A 21,948-nucleotide genomic window follows, 5' to 3' on the forward strand; every position below is an offset into this window, starting at 1 on the left:
TTATGTTAGGAATATAGATTCGGCTTCCTTTGTATCGTTCAGAAATAACAAAAAAGTAAAGTCAAACCTTAAAATGAGGGTAATGGGAAACAAGAAAAAAACTTTAATTATCAGTTTAGTCCTGTTGGTGTGTTTCGCGTCATCGGCGTGTGCAGTATCGAAAGGCATGAAAAAAGTAGTAGATGAGGCTCTTGACTTCTCTGTCAAGCAGTCAATGTCTATGTTCAGTGAGATGCAAGGTCAAGTAGGCATACTTCCTAGAACAGCAAAAGACGGTAAAATGATTACTTGTGAATCTCCTTGGTGGACAAGTGGTTTTTATCCCGGTACATTGTGGTATTGTTACGAATATAGTAATGATCCACAGGTTAGGGCTGCTGCAGAAGAAATGACATCACGTGTGGAAAGGCAGAAATATACAACAAGTAATCATGATGTCGGATTTATTATTAATTGTAGTTTTGGGAATGGTTACCGCCTTACACACAATGAGGCTTATAGAGAAGTGATAGAAACGGCTGCAAAGTCTTTATCTACACGCTTTCATCCGGTTACAGGATGTACTCGTTCATGGAACAGTAAAAAATGGCAATTCTCCGTAATCATTGATAATATGATGAATTTGGAATTGCTTACAGTAGCTTCTTCCATGACAGGGGATAATTCTTATTATAAGAAAGCGAAATCACATGCGGATCGTACGATGATTAATCATTTTCGTCCGGATGGCAGCTCTTATCATGTAGTTAGTTATGACACGATTACCGGTAAAGTATTAAATCAGGTTACTCATCAGGGAGTAAATGACCAGTCGGCTTGGTCCCGTGGACAGGCATGGGGATTATACGGATTTACTATGATGTACCGCCAGACTGGAAAAAAAGAATATTTGGACCATGCTATAAAGGTTGGTAAATTTATCATGAATCATCCACGTCTGCCAAAGGATAAAATACCTTATTGGGATTTTGATGCTCCTAATATTCCAAAAGCGGATAGAGATGCTTCTGCCGGTGCTATTATGGCATCCGCTTTCGTTGAATTGAGCACATATGTATCTGGCGAATTGGGTAAACAATTTCTTTCTATTGGAGAACAACAGATAAAATCATTGGCCTCTCCCGCATATCGGGCAAAGAAAGTGGGGGATAACAATCATTTCATCATACAGCATTGTACCGGTTTCATGGGAAAACAATATGAGATAGATGCGCCTCTTACTTATGCGGATTATTATTTTGTAGAGGCTCTTATCCGTTATAAGAATTTGTTGGAAGGCCGTCCTGTGGTACAAACTATTACGGCATTTTCAGAAAATGAGGATCGTTCGGCATGGTTGAGCGCGCTGCATCGTATTTCTTACCCATTGCTCAGTAATATGGCAAAAGGTGAACTTCGTAAGAATATGCCGGTTGAATCCATTGCTGCCGATATGCAGAAAAGAAGAGAAGTGACTCATCTTGAGGCTTTAGGACGATTGATTACGGGTATTTCCGCTTGGTTAGAATTAGGACCTGACAGTACAATAGAAGGTAGGCTACGTGCCGAATATATTGATTTGTCTTTAAAATCAATTGCTAATGGTGTAAATCCGGCTTCTCCTGATTATCTTAATTTTAACAAAGGCCGTCAACCGTTGGTAGATGCTGCATTTTTGGCTCATGGTTTATTAAGAGCACGTACGCAATTGTGGGATAAGCTTGACAAAACGACACAAGAAAGGGTAATTAAAGAACTGAAATCGTCAAGAGTAATTAAGCCTTCCGAAACCAATTGGTTGTTCTTTGCTGCCATGGTAGAAGCTGCGTTAAAGGAATTTACGGGTGAATGGGAATATGAACGAGTGAAATATGCTTGTGATCGTTTTGCTCAATGGTATAAAGGTGATGGTTGGTATGGTGATGGTGCAGATTTCCATTTGGATTATTATAATAGCTTCGTTATCCATCCGATGATGGTTGAAGTCTTGACTGTTATGAAAAAACATGGCTTGGAAGGAGCTATTCCTTATGAACTGGAACTTAGTCGTTATGCGCGTTATGCAGAACAACAGGAAAGATTGATTTCTCCTGAAGGTACTTTCCCGATAGTAGGTCGTTCATTGGCATATCGTTTTGGTGCTTTCCATGCGTTGTCTGATGTTGCATACAGAAAGTTGCTTCCTAGTAAAGTAATTCCCGCTCAAGTGAGATGTGCGTTGACAGCTGTGATTAATCGTCAGATTAATGCTCCGGGGACATTCAATCCGGAAGGATGGTTGCGGGTCGGTTTTGCCGGTTATCAGCCTCATATTGGAGAAACTTATATTTCTACAGGTAGTTTGTATTTATGTACTGCTGTATTTGTTGCCCTTGGTCTGCCGGAATCTGATGTATATTGGTCCTCCCCAGCTACAGCTTGGACTTGTAAGAAAGGTTGGGAAGGTATTGATTTGGATGTCGATAAGGCCTTGAAGAAATAATTGAATTAAATGAAATAGATATGATGAATTTAACGGAAACCATATTGTATAGCTGTGGCATTTCATTATTCTCTTTCTTTGGTATACAGAAAGTGGAAGCAAAGAGGCCGAATATTCTTTTCATTATGACCGATCAGCAGAGATATGATATGCTGAGTTGTGCAGGTAACCGTTATGTCCACACTCCTTCATTAGACCAGTTAGCAGAAAATGGTGTCCGGTTTGAGCGTAATTATTGCGCAAATCCTGTTTCTATGCCGTCACGTTTTGCAATGATAACGGGACGTTTTGCTGGTGAAATAGGTTATACGAATAATTCGACTAAACCGGATACTTTGAGAGTACTGCCTGTTGTACGTGAAAGTTCGGTTGGAAATCTTTTTCGGAATGCTGGTTATGAAACTATTTATTCCGGTTATCCGGGTTTTTATTGTGGAAGAACGAATATTGAGGATTATGGTTTTGTCCAAAACGGTACGGATTATTATGACGGTCCTGCTAACTTTGCCGAGAGTTTTTTTGCGGGTTATAAGCCGGAAGAAGATAAGCCTTTTTTTCTTTACCTTTCATTTATGAACCCTCATGACATTTGTTATGGTGCTGGTTTTGACCCGAGATTTCCTGATAAATTACGCCCTCATCAAATAGCGGCTACACAGAAATATATAGATTTTCATAAAACGTTGAGTGAAGAGGAATATCGGAACCAAATACCACCAGTGCCTGCTAATATGGAGCCTAATGGTGCATATGCCGAAATGAAAGAAATCGGTTCCGGTTCTCGAAATTGGACTGAAGAACAATGGAATTTTTATCGTTGGATGTACTGTCGGCTTGTAGAAGATGTGGAGAAGCAGATTGGACGTATCTTAACTGCATTGGCGGATGCTGGTCTGGCTGGTAATACGATTGTTGTGTTTACTTCGGATCATGGAGAAATGGGACAGTCACATGGTCTGGTGTTCAAAAGCCAATTATTGGAAGAAGCTACGCGCACACCACTCATAATTGCTGGTCCTGGAATACAAAAAGGTATTGTAGATTCAGAAAACCTGACTTGTGGTATTGACCTTGTACCTACAATGTGCGATTTAGTAGGGATTCCTATACCGAAAGGGCTGTTAGGGAAATCATTGAAACCGATTCTAACGGGACAGTCTGTTAAAATGTCTCGTAATCATATTATTGTTGAATCAAGTTCTGGGTATCAAATCCATGATGGACGTTATAAATATACGGCTTTTACACGCGGAGATAAAAAAGAAACTTTGATGGATATTTTATCTGATCCGGGGGAAATGTCGGATAAAAGTACTGATCCGGTTTATAGAGCAATAAAAAGTCATTTGCGTAATTTACTAATGAAGGATTTAAACAAAATAACCCAAAATGCTCCGGTGATAAAGTGAAATAGGAGTATTTATTAATCTTATTACTGTATATGAAAAATATATTATCTGTATTATTAGCTTCGCTTGTTTTATCTTCCTGTTCAGAGAATAAAATAGCAGAGAAACAAACGACATTTTGTAATCCGATGAATTTGGATTATGGTTGGGGGTGTTTTCAGACTAAGCAGAAGAAGGCCCGTTCTGCTGCCGACCCTGTCGTCGTTTTGTTTAAGGGTAAATATTACCTGTTTACTACAATGGATATTGGCGGATATCGTGTTTCCGACGATCTTATTACTTGGAAGAATGTATATTTCAATCCTGAAGTACATGCTTCTGCACTGGATTTGGATCATTATGTGGCTCCTGCTGTAGCTGCTGACGATAATTATGTATATTTTGTCAATTTTACCCGTGACCGTACGAAGAAAACGGTAGATGTCATTCGTTCGGCTGATCCAGAGAATGGAAAGTGGGAGAAATGCGGTGAGGTCAGACGTATGGCCGATCCGTGCCTGTTTATTGATAATGGTCGTTTCTATTTTTATTATGGTTTAGGCGGTACTCAGTCTACAACCTTTTTTGAAGTAGACCCTAATACTTTTAAAGAAATTGAGGGCTCGAAGAAAGTCCTGCGTGAGTACGTTACAGATGTCAATCAATGCAAGTCCGGTTACCAATTCGGACGTAGAGAACTTTATGATGAGATTGATGCTTCTGCTTGGCAGGGCAAGTTTGCGAAAGTGCCATGTCCTGAGGGTGCTTGGGTTGTGAAGAATAACGATAAATATTATCTTCAGTATGCTACTCCGGGAACTATCTGTAATTGGTATTGCGATGTGGTGTTGGAGAGTGATAGCGTTAATGGTGGTTTTGTAGAGCAACCGTATAATCCTGTATCTTTGAAAGTTGGCGGTTTTATTGGTGGCGCCGGACACAGTTGCGTATTTAAAGATAAGTACGAAAATTGGTGGCAGGTAACATCGATGTGGGTAGGTAATCATGATGAATTTGAAAGAAGAATAGGTTTATTCCCTGTTTCTTTTGATGAGAAGGGGAGAATGAGAACCCATACCGTGTTGGGAGATTATCCTATGCAGCTGCCGCAGAAGAAATTTGATCCTCAGGATATTTCTGCTTTTGGCTGGATGCTTCAGTCTCAGAATAAAAAGAGTATGGCGTCTTCCTCACTACCCGGTTTTGAACCGGAAAAAGCGGCAGATGAGAATGTCAGAACTTGGTGGTCTGCAGCGAGTGGTAATGCCGGTGAATATTTTGTAATGGATTTAGGTAAAAAAGTACGTATCAATTCCGTTCAGATAAATTTTGCCGAACAGGATATAAATCCGGATGCTCCTAAGGAGACGGATTATCATGCCTATAAGTTGTATGTCTCTGACAATGGTGAAGATTGGAAACAAATTGTTGATAAATCAAAGAATACAGTAGCCGTTCCGCATGAATATGTTGAACTTTCCGTACCGGTCGAGGCTTCTTTTATTAAAATAGAGAATGTACATACTCCCAAAGAAGGTAAGTTTGCTTTACTGGATTTACGTGTATTCGGTTTTGGCTATTCGGAGAAACCGGGTTTGGTTAAGAAGCTTTCAGTACAGAGGAATCAGGAAGATGAAAGATACGCTTCACTTACTTGGAATAAAGTATCAGGGGCTGACGGTTATTTGGTTCGTTTTGGTTATCAGCCTGATTTCTTAAATCAGTGTATTCAGGTGAAGGATTGTGAGACCACCGATTTACTGATTCATATTCTTACTAAAGGTGTGAAATATCATTACCGGGTAGATGCCTACAATGATAGTGGGATTACAGAAGGTGTTGTTATCTCAGAATAAAAAGATATGAATAAGAGACTGATAATTTATCCTATGCTTTTGTCTGCCGGGCTGTTACAGGCCCGGCAGAAGCCTAATGTTGTGATTATCTTTACGGATGATCAGGGTTATCAGGATTTAGGTTGCTACGGTTCTCCGTTGATACAGACCCCTTCGATTGACCGTATGGCAAAGGATGGTTTGAAATTGACAGACTTTTATGTTTCGGCTTCCGTATCAAGTGCTTCGCGTGCCGGTCTGTTAACGGGTCGGCTGAATACGAAAAATGGAGTAAAAGGTGTATTTTTTCCTGAATCTGCGGGTATGCCTTCTGAAGAAATTACTTTGGCTGAAGCATTGAAAGAGCAAGGTTATACAACAGGGTGTTTTGGTAAATGGCATTTAGGTGATTTAAAAGGACATTTACCTACAGACCAAGGGTTTGATTACTATTATGGTATCCCTTACAGTAATGATATGTATATTGCTCCTTCTCAGCAATTTGCTCCTGATGCGATTTTTAGGGAAGGATACACTTTAGTGAAAGCTAAAGAAGACCAGGAATTTGTGAGGACTTCCAGTAGGGCGGCTGTAAAAAAGAGATTGAATAATGCTTCTCCATTGTTTGAAGGAGATAGGATTATTGAATATCCATGTGATCAGTCTACCACTACCCGTCGTTATTTTGACCATGCTATTGATTTTGTAGAACAACATAATAAGCAACAGCCTTTCTTTTTATATATAACTCCGTCAATGCCTCATGTACCTTTATTTGTTTCCGAACAGTTTAGAGGTAAAAGTAAACGGGGGCTTTATGGAGATGCAGTAGAAGAAATAGACTGGAATGTAGGCCGCTTTTTAGACTATCTGGATACAAAAGGATTGGCCGAGAACACTTTGGTTATTTTTGCATCGGATAATGGACCATGGTTGTCTTTTAAAGAAGAGGGTGGCTCTGCCGATCCTTTACGTGGCGGTAAATTCTCGTATTATGAAGGTGGGGTAAGGGTACCGTGTATTATTAGGTGGAAAGGTGTTGTTCCTGCAGGAGTGACGAGTGATGCCATAATTGCCAGTATTGACCTTTTTCCAACGATTATGCATTATGCAGGCAGCCATTCTTTCAGGCAGGAGATAGATGGAATAAACGTTTCATCATTCTTTGAGAATCCTTCCTTGAGGCTGCGTGATGAATATGTTTATGTAAAGAGTGGACAAGTACATGGCATACGCAAGGGAGATTGGGTTTATCTTCCTAAAACGGGTAATAGTAAGTTTAAGGAAGGAGATGTACCTGAACTTTTTAATTTGAAACAGGATGTGGGAGAATCAGACAATCTTGCGCAGAAATATCCGGATAAAGTAAAAGAGTTACAGGAGTTAATGCAAAAATATTAGTTTCAGTGAACACATTACACATTTATATATAATAGGAAATACGAAGTAAAACGATGGTATACCGATTAATTTTTATATTCTTGGCTCTTTTCTGTCCGATGGTCTTGGGAATGTCCCCTGTTCGTGGGCAGGCTGCTGATAATAGTGATAGGCAATATTGGGTACAGACAATTATTAAGATTGCTGATCCTGTGATAAACAACCTTAGTAAAGATCAGTTGAAGGAAAAAATTCCTATAGGACGTTCGTCTTCAGCTTTGGCCAGTAGCCGGGAATTTGTTACTCACATGGAGTCTGTAGGAAGAACGATTGCCGGAATAGCACCCTGGTTGGAACTTGGTCCGGATGAAACGCCGGAGGGAAAATTACGTGAGAAATATATAAAGATGACCTGTAAGGCGCTAGCCAATTCCGTAAATCCGAAATCAAATGATTATTTTAACAGTACGGCTACTCGCCAGATATTGGTAAACAGCGCTTTCCTTATTCAAGGTTTGTTACAGGCCCCTACCCAGCTATGGGGAAATTTGGATGCCACTTCCCGTGAGAGGCTTATTGAACAATGGAAGTCTACCCGAACCATGAAGCCGGGAAATAATAACTGGTTATTGTTTTCTGCAATGGTAGAATGTGGTTTGAAGGAATTCGGTGGAGAATGGAACTTTTCAGTGGTAAAAAAAGCATTGGACTCTCATAAGGCATGGTATAAAGGAGATGGTATTTATGGAGATGGTGCAGAATTTCATCTGGACTATTATAATAGTTATGTTATACATCCTTTATTGCTTCAAGTCTTGAAAATAGCGGTGAAATATGATTCGTCTTTTCTGCCATTTTTGGATGAGGAGTGGATACGCTTTACGCGTTATGCCGAGATTCAAGAACGAATGATAGCTCCTGATGGCAGTTATCCGGTATTAGGACGTTCTGTCAGTTATCGCTCTGCGGCATTTCAGGTGTTGGGAGCATGTGCTTTATTTCAACGGCTTCCTCAGTCATTGAAACCGGGACAAGTAAGGGGAGCTATGACAGCCATGCTGAAACGTTTGTTTGAGCAACCGGGAACTTTTGATAAAGATGGTTGGCTGACAATCGGAGTGTGTGGTGAACAGAAAGAGTTGGGAGATACTTATTTGTCAACTCCTTGTGTTTATCTATGCTCGTTAGGCTTTCTTCCTTTAGGGCTTCCGGTCAATGCTCCTTTTTGGTGTGAGCCTGCAGAACCTTGGACAAGTGTAAAGGCATTCAATGGTCTGGAATTTCCGATAGATAAGTTCATAAAACCATAAAATAGAACCATGAAATATAGTATTCTGATTTTAACTTTACTGATGTTCTGTATTACCGGTCGCTCGCAGGTTGCTTCAGGACAGGAGGATAGAGCATACTGGATAAGCGTATTGTCACAAGTAGCAGATCCGTTATTAGATAATATGAGTAAAGGCGAGTTAAGAAAAAGCATGCCGGTAGAAACAGTTTCCGGTACGGTCAATCCTTCTAATGCACGCACTACTCATTTGGAAGCTTTGGGGCGTTTATTGGTAGGAATAGCTCCTTGGCTGGAACTTGGACCGGATGAAACATCAGAAGGACAATTGCGTGAGAAATATATTCAATTAATGCTCAAGTCCATTGAATATGGTTTTGACCCTGAATCTCCCGACTATTTGAATTTTACGGTTACCCGGCAACCTTTGGTGGATGCTGCTTTCTTTTGCCAGGGGGTGTTGCGTGCTCCTGTACAAGTATGGGGCAGGCTCTCTCCGGTAGTCCGGCAGAATGTTTTGAATGCCTTGCAGCAAATACGAACCATAAAACCGGTGGAAAGTAACTGGTTGCTTTTTTCGGCTATGGTAGAGGCTGCTTTATTGGAGTTGACAGGTGAATGTAATATGTATCCGATAGAGTATGCTGTCATGCGGTTTAAAGAATGGTATAAAGGTGATGCGTGGTATGGTGACGGTGTAAACTTACACATGGACTATTATAATAGTTTTGTAATACATCCGATGCTTTTAGATGTTTTGAAAGTTATGCAGAAGCATAATAAGGGCGAGTCTGATTTTTATAAGAAAGAATTACGGCGCTTTTCCAGATACGCCGAACAACAAGAGAGAATGATTTCTCCTGATGGAGCATATCCGGTGGTAGGTCGTTCTATCGCTTACCGTTTTGGAGCTTTTCATGTGCTTTCGCAAGCAGCGTTGGATGGGCTGTTACCGGCTTCAGTGACTAAAGCTCAAGTAAGGTGCGGGTTGACTGCTGTAATAAAAAGGCATATGGCCGTAAAAGGTAATTTTGATGAGCGAGGTTGGCTGACTTTGGGCTTTGCAGGGCATCAACCGCAAATTGCTGAAAGATACATTTCCACAGGTAGTCTTTATTTATGTTCTGTCGTATTTACTGCGTTAGGGCTTCCGGCTACCGATGAGTTCTGGTGTACTCCTTATGCGGAATGGACCGGAAAGAAAATTTGGAACGGTAATAAGAGTGTTAAGTTGGATAAGGCTATAAAAGATAATTAATAAACAATGTATATGAAGAAGATTCTTTTTTTATTTTTAGCAGTAATAGGTTGTGGACTACACGCGCAGCAACCTTTTTCATCAGGGATGAATAAAGAGGATATTACCAAAGTTTGTAATGCCGTAGCCGAATGGCAGATAAATCATCAAGGTGAAGTGAGGCATCATCCGTTGGATTGGACAAACGGAGCTCTGTATCGTGGAATGACGGAATGGGGTAAAGTTTCAGGAAATAAGTCTTGCTATGATTTTGTACGGGCTATCGGTGAAAAATATAATTGGAATATGTGGGACAGGGTATATCATGCAGATGATATTTGTGTAGGGCAGGCATTTATTGAGATGTATCGCAAATTTGACGATAGGCGCATGTTGCAGCCGGTATTGGAACGCGCATATTATGTCGCTTCACATCCATCGAAAGCTTTATTACAGAAAACGGATGCCATAGGAACAACGGAACGTTGGTCGTGGGCAGACGCTTTGTTTATGGCGCCACCGGTTTATGCGGCTTTATATACAATGACAGGAGATAAAATCTATTTGGATTATTTGGATAGCGAGTACAAGGCATGTGTAGATTCACTTTATGATGCAGAAGAGCACCTCTTTTATAGAGACAACAAGCGGATTCCTGTTCGTGAAAAGAATGGTAGCAAACAATTCTGGGGAAGAGGTAACGGTTGGGTTTTTGCCGGACTTCCGTTGGTTATTGATAATCTTCCGTTGGATTGCCCTTCCCGTAATTATTATATGCGATTATTTGTAGATATGGCAGAGGCTGTCCGCAACACTCAATGCAAGGATGGAGACTGGCGCACCAGCCTGCTGGACCCGGGAGCGTATACAATGCCTGAGAACAGTTGTTCTGCTTTCATGTGCTTTGGTATTGCATGGGGGCTTCGTAATGGCTATTTACCTCAGCGTACTTATAAGCCCGTACTCGAAAAGGGATGGCAATCACTGGTAAAGGCTGTTCATGCTGACGGTAAATTCGGCTATATACAGCCAGTTGGGGCAGCCCCCAAAGCTGCTGGATTTGATGCAACAGATGTCTATGGGGTAGGTGCCCTTTTGCTGGCTGGGAGTGAGCTATATAAATTAGCTAAATAGCGTTGATTTTTTATTTTATATCAAAAGTAACGAACAAACCTTTATGGTCTGTAGGCCACACTCCTTGAGGCAATAAAAAATTGTCTTTTGATTTTTCCTGTGTTCGTTGACTTTTTACTATGCTTCCTTGCGGTCCGAATACTACGGCGGCTTTCAGTTGGATGGCAGGGTGAGGATAATAAAAAACATAATCTATTCGATCACGCTCATCGGATTTAGGTGTCCAGGTTAGCTTTTCTACCGGAATTAATGGATTATCCGCGGGAAAAGTGAAGCCTGGATAGCTTAATACATCCGGATATAGAGTACGATATGTGTCAATGAAGCCATTGTTATCTAACATTAAGGGTACTGTCCAAGGAATAATCAGGCCGTTGTGGTCGTATAAGTCTTTTGTTTCCCGTATCCAATCGAGGTGTGAGGGTTCGTTGAAGTCTCCACCTAAAATGACAATGGTACCTTCCGCAATATCTTTGCGGGCGGCTGCAATAAACTCTTTAATGGCATCGTCACGTAAAGAGGCGTCATTTACTTTCAGAACTTCCAGTACGGTTTGCGGGATAGGAATCTCGTCCCATGTAGAACCATCGTATCCGCGCACATTATAATAGGCATCGTTCAGATAATCCAGGTGTGCTGTATAGACAGCTATCTTGTGTCCTTTTATTTTGCTTGTCATCTTATAAATACTTCCATGATCGTCTTTTTCGGGAAATACGGTAAGGGAATCGGTTATTGGGTGACGGCTTAACAGCCCGGAGTCGTAGCTGTAGAAAGAATAGTAAGTTTCTCCTTTCTTTTTCAGTGATTGGACGATACGATCGCAAAACCGGGTATTATTATAGTTTCTCACCTCGCTGAAAGTCACAAAGTCGGGCTTCAGACGAACAATTTCATTTACGATGGCATCGTACCCGCCGGGTACTTTAGTACCTTCCTGCCAAATGTTCCATTGCAGTACGGTAAATTCACTCTTGTTTTGGCTTTTTCCAAAGATTGACGCCATTAGCAACAGGCATATCAATAACAGTTTTTTCATGATTGATTTTAGAATTAAGTTTCTGCAAAAATAGATATTTTGCAGTAATAAGCGTGTTTTTTCGTTAATACTTTGCCTATTGTGTATCATATTCCCATAAAACCTTTATCTTTGCGCTCGAAAATGATATGTGGAAAGATTTGAGTAGCTTGCAACCACAGAAAAAAATGCTAAAACACATCCTTTTCTGACAGTACCGCGGTGTACCAAGATTTGCATGCCTACTCATTGATGAAACTTCTCCTCATTTCCATTTTTAATTGTTCATTTTTAATTTTTAATTGAAATGGGATATTTATTCACATCCGAATCGGTGTCTGAAGGACACCCCGACAAAGTGGCCGATCAAATATCGGACGCTGTGCTTGACAAACTGTTGGCTTACGACCCCAGTTCGAAAGTAGCTTGCGAAACTCTGGTTACTACCGGACAGGTAGTGCTGGCTGGAGAAGTGAAAACCAAGGCGTATGTTGATCTTCAACTTATCGCACGTGAAGTAATTAAGAAAATCGGCTATACCAAGGGTGAGTATATGTTCGAAAGTAATTCGTGCGGCGTGCTTTCCGCTATCCATGAGCAAAGCCCCGATATCAATCGTGGTGTAGAACGCCAGGACCCTATGGAGCAGGGTGCAGGCGATCAGGGTATGATGTTTGGTTATGCTACTAATGAGACGGAGAATTATATGCCGCTTTCATTGGATCTTGCCCATCGTATTCTGCAAGTATTGGCGGATATCCGTCGTGAAGGAGAGGTAATGACTTATCTTCGTCCGGATTCCAAAAGCCAGGTAACCATTGAATATGATGATAACGGTAATCCAGTCCGTATCGATACGATCGTAGTTTCTACTCAGCATGATGATTTTATTCTGCCTGCCGATGACAGTGAAGCTGCGCAATTGAAAGCGGATGAGGAAATGTTGGGTATCATCCGCAATGATGTCATTAATATTCTGATGCCTCGTGTCATCGCTTCTATCCATCATGAGAAAGTATTGTCACTGTTCAACGATAATATTAAATACCATGTCAATCCTACGGGTAAATTTGTCATCGGAGGTCCTCATGGAGATACCGGTTTGACCGGACGTAAGATTATTGTGGATACTTACGGCGGTAAAGGTGCGCATGGAGGTGGCGCTTTCTCCGGTAAAGACCCCAGTAAGGTAGACCGTAGCGCTGCGTATGCCGCCCGTCACATAGCCAAGAATTTGGTTGCTGCAGGTGTAGCGGATGAAATGTTGGTGCAGGTGTCTTACGCCATCGGTGTGGCACGTCCTATCAATATATATGTGAACACTTATGGTCGCGGTCATGTAAATATGAGCGATGGTGAGATTGCTCAAAAAATTGATGAACTTTTCGACCTTCGCCCGAAAGCTATTGAAGACCGCCTGAAGTTGCGTAATCCTATCTATCAGGAAACCGCTGCTTACGGTCATATGGGACGCGAGCCGCAGGTTATCACCAAGCATTTCAAATCCCGTTATGAGGGTGATAAGGATGTGACTGTCGAGCTCTTTACATGGGAAAAATTGGATTACGTTGATAAAGTGAAAGCGGCCTTCGGTCTCTAATTCCTTATTCTTCGTTTTTATTAAAACAGTAATCAGCATAGCTTTACAAGCTATTTATAATAGAAAGCTGCCTTTCTGCTTTCGGAATATTCCGGAGTAGAATGAGCAGCTTCTTTTTTCAAATCTCCTTAAAATCATATACCTTTGCAACAAAGTATAATTGATATAGCTAAAAGATGATGAATAAGATAAACTCTGTGTGTGTTTACAGCGCTTCCAGTACCAAAATCGATCCTGTTTATTTTGATGCGGCCCATGACTTGGGAACATTGTTGGGCCGGCAGCATATCCGTTTAATTAATGGTGCCGGTAATATGGGACTTATGTCTGCGGTTTCAGATGCGGTACTTGCGGCGGGAGGTGAAGTTACCGGTGTGATACCTCGTTTTATGGTTGAGCAGAAGTGGCATCATACTGGATTGACCAAGCTTGTAGAAGTGGAAAATATGCATGAGCGTAAGAAACTCATGGCAGATTTAAGCGATGCTGTGATAGCATTGCCCGGTGGTTGCGGTACTTTGGAAGAATTGCTTGAAATCATTACCTGGAAACAACTAGGGTTGTATCTGAATCCGATAGTTATATTGAATATCAAGGGATATTTCGATCCCTTGCTCGCCATGCTTCAGAGAGCGGTAGAGGAGAACTTTATGCGTGCGCAACACGGTGCTATCTGGCATGTGGCCGAAACAGCGCAGGAGGCTGTTGAACTAGTACATACTATTCCTTTGTGGGATGCTTCTATCCGTAAGTTTGCGGCAATATGACAAATTGGTTGATGACATGGACGGTTGGTGGAGCGGAAGGTATCCCTATTCCGTATTCTCCAAGAATGGATGATGGCATTACCATTGTTTTGTTATGCTGTTTCTTTTTGTCGGCCTATGTTCTTTCCCGTAGTCGTCGGTTTCTATTGCAGCTAGTCAAGGATTTTTTGTTACATCGTGAGCGTACCAGTATATTTGCAACTTCAACGGCCGGTGATATGCGCTATCTGCTGTTGTTGATTTTGCAGACTTGCATACTTTCCGGAGTCTGTATTTTTAATTATTGTAATGATATTCAGCCGGAATTGGTGCATCATGTTTCTCCTTTTCTGTTATTGGGTATTTATATCGGAGTAAGTCTCTTTTATTTATTTCTGAAATGGGTTCTCTATTCTGTATTAGGTTGGATTTTTTTTGACGAAAGCGCTACAACGCTTTGGCTTGAATCGTATTCTACCCTGCTTTATTACATTGGTTTTACCCTTTTCCCGTTTGCTTTATTCATAGTCTACTTCGATTTAAACCTGCAACTTACAATAATAATTGGATTGATTTTAGCCTTTTTTACTAAAATATTGATGTTATATAAGTGGTTAAAGCTTTTTTGTAACAATTTACATGGCAGTTTCCTTTTAATTTTGTACTTTTGTGCCCTTGAAATCATGCCTTGTTTTATGTTATATCAAGGGGTGATACAACTAAACGATTATTTGATAATAAAATTTTAGGACGTTGAAAATTAAGAAAGTACTTGTGTCGCAGCCGAAACCGGCATCAGAGAAATCTCCTTACTACGACATTGCCGAGAAGTACGGTGTGAAAATAGATTTTCGCCCGTTTATCAAAGTAGAGAGCCTTTCAGCGAAAGAGTTCAGACAGCAAAAAGTGTCTATATTAGACCATACTGCCGTGATTTTCACTTCGCGTCATGCAATCGATCACTTTTTTCATCTTTGTACGGAATTGCGTGTGACAATCCCCGAAACCATGAAGTATTTCTGTGTGACGGAGACGATTGCTTTGTACATCCAGAAGTATGTACAATACCGCAAGCGTAAGATTTTCTTTGGAAATACCGGGAAGTTTGACGATTTGTTGCCTTCGATTGTAAAGCATAAGACTGAAAAGTACTTAGTGCCAATGTCGGATGTGCATACAGAGGATATTAAGAATTTGCTGGATAAGAGCAAGATTCAGCATACGGAAGTAGTTATGTACCGTACGGTAAGTAATGACTTTACTCCGGACGAGAAGTTTGACTATGATATGCTGGTATTCTTTAGTCCTGCAGGTGTGTCTTCTTTGAAGAAGAATTTCCCGGATTTCGAACAGAAAGAAATTAAGATCGGAACATTCGGTTCTACAACAGCGCAAGCTGTGCGTGACGCCGGACTTCGCTTGGACTTGGAAGCTCCCAGTGTACAAGCGCCCTCTATGACGGCAGCGCTCGATATGTTCATTAAGGAGAACAACAAAGGAAAGTGAAAGGTATTATGAGTTATGAATTATAGGTTATGAGCCTGTTGGCTTGTGGCTTGTAGTTGTAACAATAGAAATTACGGGCTACAGGTGTGGTATTTCAGATGTCGCAGACCTTGTAGCTCGTTTTTTATAATTCTTCATTTTCATTCCTAATTTATAGTTCATTCATGGCAAATACCTTACATAAAGTCGAAAGGCTGGATAAAAAAAAGATAATAGAGAAGATGTTTGCGGGCGGTTCTCGTTCGTTCTCGGTTTTCCCGTTGCGTGTGGTGTATTTGCCGGTAGAGGAGTTGGAGGCGGATGCTTCTATTCTTATCAGTGTTTCAAAGCGCCGTTTCAAACGTGCGGTGAAGCGTAACCGTGTGAAGCGCCAGATACGTGAGGCCTATCGTGTAAACAAGCATGAGTTGTTGAATGTGTTGGCGGAAAAGCAGTGCCGACTGGCTATCGCCTTTATTTATCTCTCCGATCAGCTGGTGGAATCTGCCGTGATAGAGGAGAGGGTAAAGACGGCTTTGGCGCGTATCGCCGAGAAAGTGGCGGCACAAGATGCGGATGCAGCGGTAACCCCTCTGAAGCCATGAAGCGGCTGCTTTCCTATCTGTTGTTGCTTCCTATTTATTTTTACCGGAAGTGCATTTCACCCATGACGTCCCCGTCGTGCAGATTTACTCCGACCTGTTCTCAATATGCTGTTGAGGCCATTAAGAAACACGGCCCTTTTAAGGGACTTTATCTGGCGATAAAACGTATATTGCGTTGTCACCCCTGGGGTGGCTCCGGATATGATCCTGTTCCATGAAATTTCCTGTTGACATACACGCGCATCAGTTGCCGCAAATCCCCGGAACGGCTATTGTGAACCGTTATCCCGATACTTTTATTCCGGAGGCGGGGGAGTGGTATTCGGTAGGTATGCATCCTTGGCATATCCCGACGGCTGCTACTCCGGCAGTTCGGCATGAAATGGATATTTTGGCTTCTTTAGCCGGGCATCCGCAGGTTCTTGCCGTAGGAGAAGCCGGTTTGGATAAATTGGCTGACGCTCCGCAGGCTGTACAGATAGAAGTTTTTGAATATCAGGCACGGTTGTCTATGGAGCTTGGTAAGCCTTTGGTCATTCATCTGGTAAAGGCTATGGATGAGTTGCTGAAGCTAAAACGGCAGATAAAGCCGACTAATCCCTGGATTATTCATGGTTTTCGCGGGAAGGCGGCTCTGGCGGAGGAATATCTGAGACACGGGTTTTACCTCTCTTTCGGAGAAAAGTATCAGGAAGAAGCCCTGCGGATTACTCCTTCCGGCCGCTTGTTCCTGGAAACTGACGAGAGTGACGTGCCGATTGAAGATGTGTATAGCCGGGCAGCCCAAGTCCGTTGCGTATCTTTGGCTGAGCTTACGGAGGCACTGCAGGAAAATATCGCCAAAGTCTTTTTTAAACAATAAGAGTTGTTTGTTAGGATAAAGAGTCGTACTTTTGTCGCAGACAAAGTATAAATCAAATAATTAATAGTTAATCATTCGATGAATTTTGTAGAAGAATTAAAATGGCGTGGCATGCTCCACGATATGATGCCGGGTACGGAAGAACTGTTGGCAAAGGAACAAGTTACTGCATACATCGGTTTCGACCCTACGGCGGACTCTCTGCATATCGGACACCTTTGCAGTGTGATGATATTGCGCCACTTCCAGCGCTGCGGTCACAAGCCGTTGGCGCTGATTGGCGGTGCTACGGGTATGATTGGCGACCCTTCCGGTAAGTCGGCAGAACGCAATCTGCTCACTGAAGAAACACTGCAACGCAATATGGCAGGCATGAAGAAACAGTTGAGCAAGTTTCTGGATTTTGAATCGGATGCCCCTAACCGTGCGGAGTTGGTGAACAACTACGATTGGATGAAGGATTTCAGTTTCCTTGATTTCGCTCGCGAGGTAGGTAAGCATATCACCGTAAACTATATGATGGCTAAGGACTCGGTGAAGAAGCGTTTGAACGGTGAGGCCCGCGACGGTCTTTCTTTCACTGAATTCACTTACCAGCTGTTGCAAGGTTACGACTTCCTGCACTTGTATGAAACCAAAGGCTGTAAGCTGCAAATGGGCGGTTCGGACCAATGGGGTAACATCACTACGGGAGCCGAGCTGATTCGCCGTACCAATGGAGGCGAGGTATTTGCCCTGACAAGCCCTCTGATTACAAAGGCGGACGGCGGTAAATTCGGTAAGACGGAATCCGGCAATATATGGCTCGATCCCCGTTATACGTCCCCTTATAAGTTCTACCAGTTCTGGCTGAACGTGAGCGATGCCGATGCAGCCCGCTACATCAAGATATTTACTTCCCTGACTAAAGAGGAAATCGAGGCTCTGACGGCCGAGCACGAAGCGGCTCCGCATTTGCGTGTTCTGCAGAAGCGTCTGGCTAAGGAAGTTACCATTATGGTGCACTCCGAAGAGGACTACAATGCGGCTGTCGATGCTTCCAATATCCTTTTCGGCAATGCTACTTCAGAGGCGTTGAAAAAATTGGACAAAGATACGTTGCTGGCCGTATTTGAGGGTGTACCTCAGTTCGAGGTATCCCGTGATGCGTTGGCGGCGGGTGTGAAGGCGGTCGATCTGTTTGTAGACAACGCAGCTGTATTTGCGTCCAAAGGCGAGATGCGTAAGTTGGTACAAGGCGGCGGTGTCTCTTTGAACAAAGAAAAGCTGGTGGCTTTCGACCAGGTCGTTACAACTGCCGATTTGTTGGATGATAAGTATCTGCTGGTACAACGCGGCAAGAAGAATTATTATCTGATTATAGCAAAATAAGATACGGATATGAAAAAATGTCCCGAAATATTTGCATATTTCGGGACATACCTCTATCTTTGCACCGCTTTTTAACAGAAAGCGCATATGTTTGGACTATGGTGTAATGGTAGCACAACAGGTTTTGGTTCTGTTTGTCCAAGTTCGAATCTTGGTAGTCCAACGAAAAAAGCTCTGACAGTCGATGATTGTCGGAGCTTTTTTCGTTTAACTCACAATCGGAAGGTAAAGGATTGGAGAACTCTATATTGTGTTGGTGTCAATTTTTTCTTTTGAATTATTCATTAAATATGAGGACATTTCTAATGATTTTTCTTTTCTTTGTACAATATTGATAGATAATTAGGACAAAAAAGCAATGTTTTGCCGTTTTCTTTTGCTACATTTGCAATCGTGTACGTAAACGACGTACTGCACGACTATTGGTTTGATAACTTAAAAACGTAATAAAATCATGAAAACGAACTATGAAATTCGCTACGCTGCACATCCGGAAGATGCGAAAAGTTATGATACAAAAAGAATCCGTCGCGATTTCCTTATAGAGAAAGTATTCTCCCCTGATGAAGTAAATATGGTATATTCCATGTACGACCGTATGGTGGTAGGTGGCGCCATGCCGGTAGGCGAGGTGTTGCCATTGGAAGCGATTGAGCCTTTAAAAGCTCCTTATTTCCTGACCCGTCGCGAAATGGGTATTTTCAATGTAGGCGGTCCGGGTGTGGTGAGAGTCGGTAACGCCGTATTCGAAATGGATTATAAGGAAGCCCTTTACTTGGGTTCGGGCGACCGTGAAGTTACGTTTGAGAGTAAGGATGCAGCCCACCCGGCTAAGTTCTACTTTAATTCCGTAACGGCTCATCGCAACTATCCCGATAAGAAAGTGACGAAGAAAGATGCAGTTGTGGCTGAAATGGGCTCTTTGGAAGGTTCCAATCATCGCAATATCAACAAGATGCTGGTAAATCAAGTGTTGCCAACCTGTCAATTGCAGATGGGTATGACGGAACTCGCTCCGGGCAGCGTATGGAATACGATGCCCGCGCACGTTCACAGCCGTCGTATGGAAGCTTATTTCTATTTTGAGATTCCGGAAGACCACGCTATCTGCCACTTTATGGGTGAAGTGGACGAAACCCGCCACGTGTGGATGAAAGGCGACCAGGCTGTTCTTTCTCCCGAATGGTCTATTCACTCGGCCGCGGCTACGCACAATTATACCTTTATATGGGGTATGGGCGGTGAGAACCTGGATTACGGCGATCAGGACTTCTCTTTGATAACAGACTTGAAATAACACTATTTTTTCAACCTAAAATAAATAAACATCATGAATCAGTATTTGAATTTTTCTTTGGAAGGTAAAGTAGCCCTCGTTACAGGTGCTTCTTATGGTATCGGTTTTGCTATCGCTTCGGCTTTTGCAGAACAAGGTGCAAAAATCTGTTTTAACGATATCAACCAGGAATTGGTAGATAAAGGTATAGCTGCTTATGCCGAAAAGGGTATCCAAGCACATGGTTATGTATGCGACGTAACTGATGAACCTGCTGTTCAGGCTATGGTAGCCACTATTGAGAAAGAAGTAGGTTCTGTTGATATTTTGGTTAACAATGCGGGTATTATCCGTCGTATTCCTATGCACGAAATGGAAGCTGCTGATTTCCGTAAAGTTATCGACATCGACTTGAATGCTCCGTTCATCGTTTCCAAGGCAGTTCTGCCCGCAATGATGAAGAAGGGTCATGGTAAAATCATCAACATCTGTTCTATGATGTCTGAATTGGGTCGTGAGACTGTATCTGCATACGCTGCCGCTAAGGGTGGTTTGAAGATGCTGACTCGTAACATCTGCTCTGAATACGGTGAATACAACATCCAATGTAATGGTATCGGCCCGGGTTATATCGCTACTCCGCAGACTGCTCCGTTGCGTGAGAAACAAGCTGACGGCAGCCGTCACCCGTTCGATTCATTCATTTGCGCTAAGACTCCGGCCGGTCGTTGGTTGGATCCGGAAGAACTTACAGGTCCTGCTGTATTCTTGGCTTCCGAGGCTTCTAACGCGGTTAACGGACACATCCTGTACGTTGACGGCGGTATCTTGGCTTATATCGGAAAACAACCTAAATAATAAGGTGATAAGGTGGTAAGGCGGTAAGTGATAAGGAATATTACTTTACCGCCTTATTTTTTTAATCAGGCTGCTTATTACCCTATCGCATCATCGCATTACCACCCTATTACATTACCGTATTATCACATTATTTATTCAATATGAAGAAACTTCTTTTATTATGTATGACGGCTCTGTTTTGCTTCGCTTGTAACGACAGCAAGACGGTAACCGTTACGGTAACCAATCCGTTGGCCATGGAGCGCTCTAATGAAATGGTAGAGGTGTCTATGGAGACTATTACAAACCGTTTGGGTTTGGCAGACACGGCACAGATTGTGGTATTGGATGCCGACGGGCAGCAAGTGCCTTATCAGATTACGTACGACGGCAAGGTGATATTCCCGGCTACGATAGCTGCCAATGGTGCCGCTACGTATACCATCCAAACCGGTACACCCGAGGCTTTTGATGTAAAGGCTTGCGGTAAATGCTACCCCGAACGTATGGATGATATGGCTTGGGAGAATGATTTGGTGGCTTTCCGTGCTTACGGTCCCGCTTTGCAGGCCAAAGGAGAGCGTGGCTTCGGTTATGACTTGTTTACGAAGTATAATACTACCGAACCGATACTGGAAGCTATGTACGCCAAAGAACTGAACAAAGAAACCCGGGCTAAGATTGCCGAACTGAAAAAGACCGATCCGAAAGCCGCTGCCGAACTGAGCCGTGAACGTTCTTATCATATCGATCACGGTTATGGTATGGACTGCTATGCAGTAGGCCCTACGCTGGGAGCCGGTGTGGCCGCACTGATGGTAAACGACAGCATCATCTACCCATGGTGCTATAAGAATCAGGAGATTCTGGATAACGGCCCGTTGCGTTTTACGGTGAAGCTGGAGTTCACCCCTCTGACTGTAAAGGGTGACTCGACTGTGGTGGAAACACGTTTGATTACACTTGACGCAGGTTCTCATTTGAACAGGACTGCCGTATCATACAGCAACCTGAAAGAAACATTGCCTATCGTTGCAGGTATCGTACTGCATGAACCCGATGGAGCTGTTGTTGCCGATGCTGCCAACGGTTACATTACTTATGTAGACCCTACTACCGGTCCTGATAATGGTAAAATCTTTATGGGTGCCGCTGTTCCCGCTGTTGTCAAGGATGCGAAAACCGTACTTTTCTCTGAACAGGAGAAGAAGGAACGTAATAATGCCGACGGCCATGTACTTGCTGTCAGCGATTACGAACCGGGTTCGGAATATGTATATTATTGGGGATTTGCATGGGACAAAGCGGATATAAAGACTGCCGATGCCTGGAACCGGTATATGGCTGATTTCGCTCAGAAAGTACGCAATCCGTTGACGATAAAAGTAAACTGAGAAAGCAGAAAGATTTGAAAGTTAAAAG

General features: G+C 42.5%; 19 protein-coding genes and 1 tRNA gene. 19 read left to right on the plus strand and 1 reads right to left on the minus strand.

The annotated features are described in order from the left end of the window. Nucleotides 1–73 precede the first annotated feature (73 nt). The 7 genes from I2F54_RS00635 (at nucleotide 74) to I2F54_RS00665 (ending at nucleotide 10,723) form a co-directional block, all read left to right on the plus strand. Nucleotides 74–2,461, plus strand: a complete 2,388-nt coding sequence (locus I2F54_RS00635) for a DUF2264 domain-containing protein (RefSeq protein ID WP_174263179.1) — start codon at nucleotides 74–76, stop codon at nucleotides 2,459–2,461. Nucleotides 2,462–2,481: 20 nt separating this feature from the next. Beyond that, nucleotides 2,482–3,870 (plus strand): sulfatase family protein, encoded by a 1,389-nt coding sequence (locus I2F54_RS00640; protein ID WP_087412180.1) that lies wholly within the window; start codon nucleotides 2,482–2,484, stop codon nucleotides 3,868–3,870. A 32-nt stretch (nucleotides 3,871–3,902) separates the two neighbouring features. Continuing rightward, a complete protein-coding gene (locus I2F54_RS00645) occupies nucleotides 3,903–5,705 on the plus strand; it encodes a family 43 glycosylhydrolase (RefSeq protein ID WP_022218646.1) in 1,803 nt (600 codons plus the stop codon). Nucleotides 5,706–5,711: 6 nt separating this feature from the next. Then, nucleotides 5,712–7,085, plus strand: coding sequence for a sulfatase family protein (locus I2F54_RS00650; RefSeq protein WP_118045386.1), 1,374 nt, complete (start codon nucleotides 5,712–5,714; stop codon nucleotides 7,083–7,085). Nucleotides 7,086–7,183: 98 nt separating this feature from the next. Next, nucleotides 7,184–8,374, plus strand: coding sequence for a DUF2264 domain-containing protein (locus I2F54_RS00655; protein ID WP_195500452.1), 1,191 nt, complete (start codon nucleotides 7,184–7,186; stop codon nucleotides 8,372–8,374). 9 nt (nucleotides 8,375–8,383) lie between these two features. Beyond that, nucleotides 8,384–9,610, plus strand: a complete 1,227-nt coding sequence (locus I2F54_RS00660; protein WP_195500308.1) for a DUF2264 domain-containing protein — start codon at nucleotides 8,384–8,386, stop codon at nucleotides 9,608–9,610. A gap of 12 nt (nucleotides 9,611–9,622) precedes the next feature. Beyond that, nucleotides 9,623–10,723, plus strand: a complete 1,101-nt coding sequence (locus tag I2F54_RS00665; RefSeq protein WP_022218650.1) for a glycoside hydrolase family 88/105 protein — start codon at nucleotides 9,623–9,625, stop codon at nucleotides 10,721–10,723. 10 nt (nucleotides 10,724–10,733) lie between these two features. Here I2F54_RS00665 and I2F54_RS00670 read toward each other — a convergent pair whose 3' ends face one another. After that, nucleotides 10,734–11,762: an endonuclease/exonuclease/phosphatase family protein gene (locus I2F54_RS00670; protein WP_195500309.1), complete on the minus strand. Its 1,029-nt coding sequence runs from the start codon at nucleotides 11,760–11,762 to the stop codon at nucleotides 10,734–10,736. 286 nt (nucleotides 11,763–12,048) lie between these two features. On the opposite strand from I2F54_RS00670, the gene metK reads away from it, so the two are divergent. The 12 genes from metK to I2F54_RS00730 all read left to right on the plus strand — a co-directional run bounded on the left by metK (nucleotide 12,049) and on the right by I2F54_RS00730 (nucleotide 21,920). Next, nucleotides 12,049–13,341 (plus strand): methionine adenosyltransferase, encoded by a 1,293-nt coding sequence (gene metK / locus I2F54_RS00675; protein ID WP_118466894.1) that lies wholly within the window; start codon nucleotides 12,049–12,051, stop codon nucleotides 13,339–13,341. A 179-nt stretch (nucleotides 13,342–13,520) separates the two neighbouring features. Next, a complete protein-coding gene (locus I2F54_RS00680) occupies nucleotides 13,521–14,108 on the plus strand; it encodes an LOG family protein (protein WP_195500310.1) in 588 nt (195 codons plus the stop codon). Next, entirely contained in the window at nucleotides 14,105–14,836 is a 732-nt protein-coding gene (locus I2F54_RS00685) for a DUF4271 domain-containing protein (protein ID WP_195500311.1), read from the plus strand. The genes I2F54_RS00680 and I2F54_RS00685 overlap by 4 nt, the downstream gene beginning before the upstream one ends. Before the next feature lie 4 nt (nucleotides 14,837–14,840). Continuing rightward, on the plus strand, nucleotides 14,841–15,593 hold the full coding sequence (locus tag I2F54_RS00690; RefSeq protein ID WP_009122049.1) for a uroporphyrinogen-III synthase: 753 nt from the start codon (nucleotides 14,841–14,843) through the stop codon (nucleotides 15,591–15,593). A 164-nt stretch (nucleotides 15,594–15,757) separates the two neighbouring features. Next, nucleotides 15,758–16,177 carry a ribonuclease P protein component gene (gene rnpA / locus I2F54_RS00695; protein ID WP_022218656.1) on the plus strand — a complete coding sequence of 140 codons (420 nt, stop codon included), beginning with the start codon at nucleotides 15,758–15,760 and terminating at the stop codon, nucleotides 16,175–16,177. Continuing rightward, nucleotides 16,174–16,395: a membrane protein insertion efficiency factor YidD gene (gene yidD, locus I2F54_RS00700; protein ID WP_009122051.1), complete on the plus strand. Its 222-nt coding sequence runs from the start codon at nucleotides 16,174–16,176 to the stop codon at nucleotides 16,393–16,395. Before rnpA ends, yidD begins: the two co-directional genes overlap by 4 nt. Continuing rightward, entirely contained in the window at nucleotides 16,392–17,039 is a 648-nt protein-coding gene (locus tag I2F54_RS00705) for a TatD family hydrolase (RefSeq protein ID WP_195500312.1), read from the plus strand. The genes yidD and I2F54_RS00705 overlap by 4 nt, the downstream gene beginning before the upstream one ends. A gap of 78 nt (nucleotides 17,040–17,117) precedes the next feature. Then, nucleotides 17,118–18,410 carry a tyrosine--tRNA ligase gene (gene tyrS / locus I2F54_RS00710; protein ID WP_195500313.1) on the plus strand — a complete coding sequence of 431 codons (1,293 nt, stop codon included), beginning with the start codon at nucleotides 17,118–17,120 and terminating at the stop codon, nucleotides 18,408–18,410. A gap of 92 nt (nucleotides 18,411–18,502) precedes the next feature. Continuing rightward, a tRNA-Gln gene (locus I2F54_RS00715) sits at nucleotides 18,503–18,573 on the plus strand. Between the two features lie 291 nt (nucleotides 18,574–18,864). Continuing rightward, nucleotides 18,865–19,707, plus strand: coding sequence for a 5-dehydro-4-deoxy-D-glucuronate isomerase (kduI, locus tag I2F54_RS00720; protein WP_195500314.1), 843 nt, complete (start codon nucleotides 18,865–18,867; stop codon nucleotides 19,705–19,707). A 33-nt stretch (nucleotides 19,708–19,740) separates the two neighbouring features. Continuing rightward, on the plus strand, nucleotides 19,741–20,544 hold the full coding sequence (locus tag I2F54_RS00725) for a gluconate 5-dehydrogenase (RefSeq protein WP_009122055.1): 804 nt from the start codon (nucleotides 19,741–19,743) through the stop codon (nucleotides 20,542–20,544). Nucleotides 20,545–20,687: 143 nt separating this feature from the next. Further along, nucleotides 20,688–21,920: a DUF4861 domain-containing protein gene (locus I2F54_RS00730; protein WP_087425346.1), complete on the plus strand. Its 1,233-nt coding sequence runs from the start codon at nucleotides 20,688–20,690 to the stop codon at nucleotides 21,918–21,920. Nucleotides 21,921–21,948: the final 28 nt, after the last annotated feature.

Source organism: Bacteroides clarus (genome assembly GCF_015555825.1).
Classification (GTDB): Bacteria; Bacteroidota; Bacteroidia; order Bacteroidales; family Bacteroidaceae; genus Bacteroides; species Bacteroides clarus.

Bases quoted from the DNA above. Each gene is read 5' to 3' on its own strand.
- I2F54_RS00635 (WP_174263179.1), top strand. From the start codon at position 74: ATGAGGGTAATGGGAAACAAGAAAAAAACTTTAATTATCAGTTTAGTC.
- I2F54_RS00685 (WP_195500311.1), top strand. From the start codon at position 14,105: ATGACAAATTGGTTGATGACATGGACGGTTGGTGGAGCGGAAGGTATC.
- I2F54_RS00680 (WP_195500310.1), top strand. From the start codon at position 13,521: ATGAATAAGATAAACTCTGTGTGTGTTTACAGCGCTTCCAGTACCAAA.
- I2F54_RS00650 (WP_118045386.1), top strand. From the start codon at position 5,712: ATGAATAAGAGACTGATAATTTATCCTATGCTTTTGTCTGCCGGGCTG.
- rnpA (WP_022218656.1), top strand. From the start codon at position 15,758: ATGGCAAATACCTTACATAAAGTCGAAAGGCTGGATAAAAAAAAGATA.
- I2F54_RS00660 (WP_195500308.1), top strand. From the start codon at position 8,384: ATGAAATATAGTATTCTGATTTTAACTTTACTGATGTTCTGTATTACC.
- metK (WP_118466894.1), top strand. From the start codon at position 12,049: ATGGGATATTTATTCACATCCGAATCGGTGTCTGAAGGACACCCCGAC.
- I2F54_RS00730 (WP_087425346.1), top strand. From the start codon at position 20,688: ATGAAGAAACTTCTTTTATTATGTATGACGGCTCTGTTTTGCTTCGCT.
- I2F54_RS00640 (WP_087412180.1), top strand. From the start codon at position 2,482: ATGATGAATTTAACGGAAACCATATTGTATAGCTGTGGCATTTCATTA.
- I2F54_RS00645 (WP_022218646.1), top strand. From the start codon at position 3,903: ATGAAAAATATATTATCTGTATTATTAGCTTCGCTTGTTTTATCTTCC.
- I2F54_RS00670 (WP_195500309.1), bottom strand. From the start codon at position 11,762: ATGAAAAAACTGTTATTGATATGCCTGTTGCTAATGGCGTCAATCTTT.
- tyrS (WP_195500313.1), top strand. From the start codon at position 17,118: ATGAATTTTGTAGAAGAATTAAAATGGCGTGGCATGCTCCACGATATG.
- yidD (WP_009122051.1), top strand. From the start codon at position 16,174: ATGAAGCGGCTGCTTTCCTATCTGTTGTTGCTTCCTATTTATTTTTAC.
- I2F54_RS00665 (WP_022218650.1), top strand. From the start codon at position 9,623: ATGAAGAAGATTCTTTTTTTATTTTTAGCAGTAATAGGTTGTGGACTA.
- I2F54_RS00655 (WP_195500452.1), top strand. From the start codon at position 7,184: ATGGTCTTGGGAATGTCCCCTGTTCGTGGGCAGGCTGCTGATAATAGT.
- kduI (WP_195500314.1), top strand. From the start codon at position 18,865: ATGAAAACGAACTATGAAATTCGCTACGCTGCACATCCGGAAGATGCG.
- I2F54_RS00705 (WP_195500312.1), top strand. From the start codon at position 16,392: ATGAAATTTCCTGTTGACATACACGCGCATCAGTTGCCGCAAATCCCC.
- I2F54_RS00725 (WP_009122055.1), top strand. From the start codon at position 19,741: ATGAATCAGTATTTGAATTTTTCTTTGGAAGGTAAAGTAGCCCTCGTT.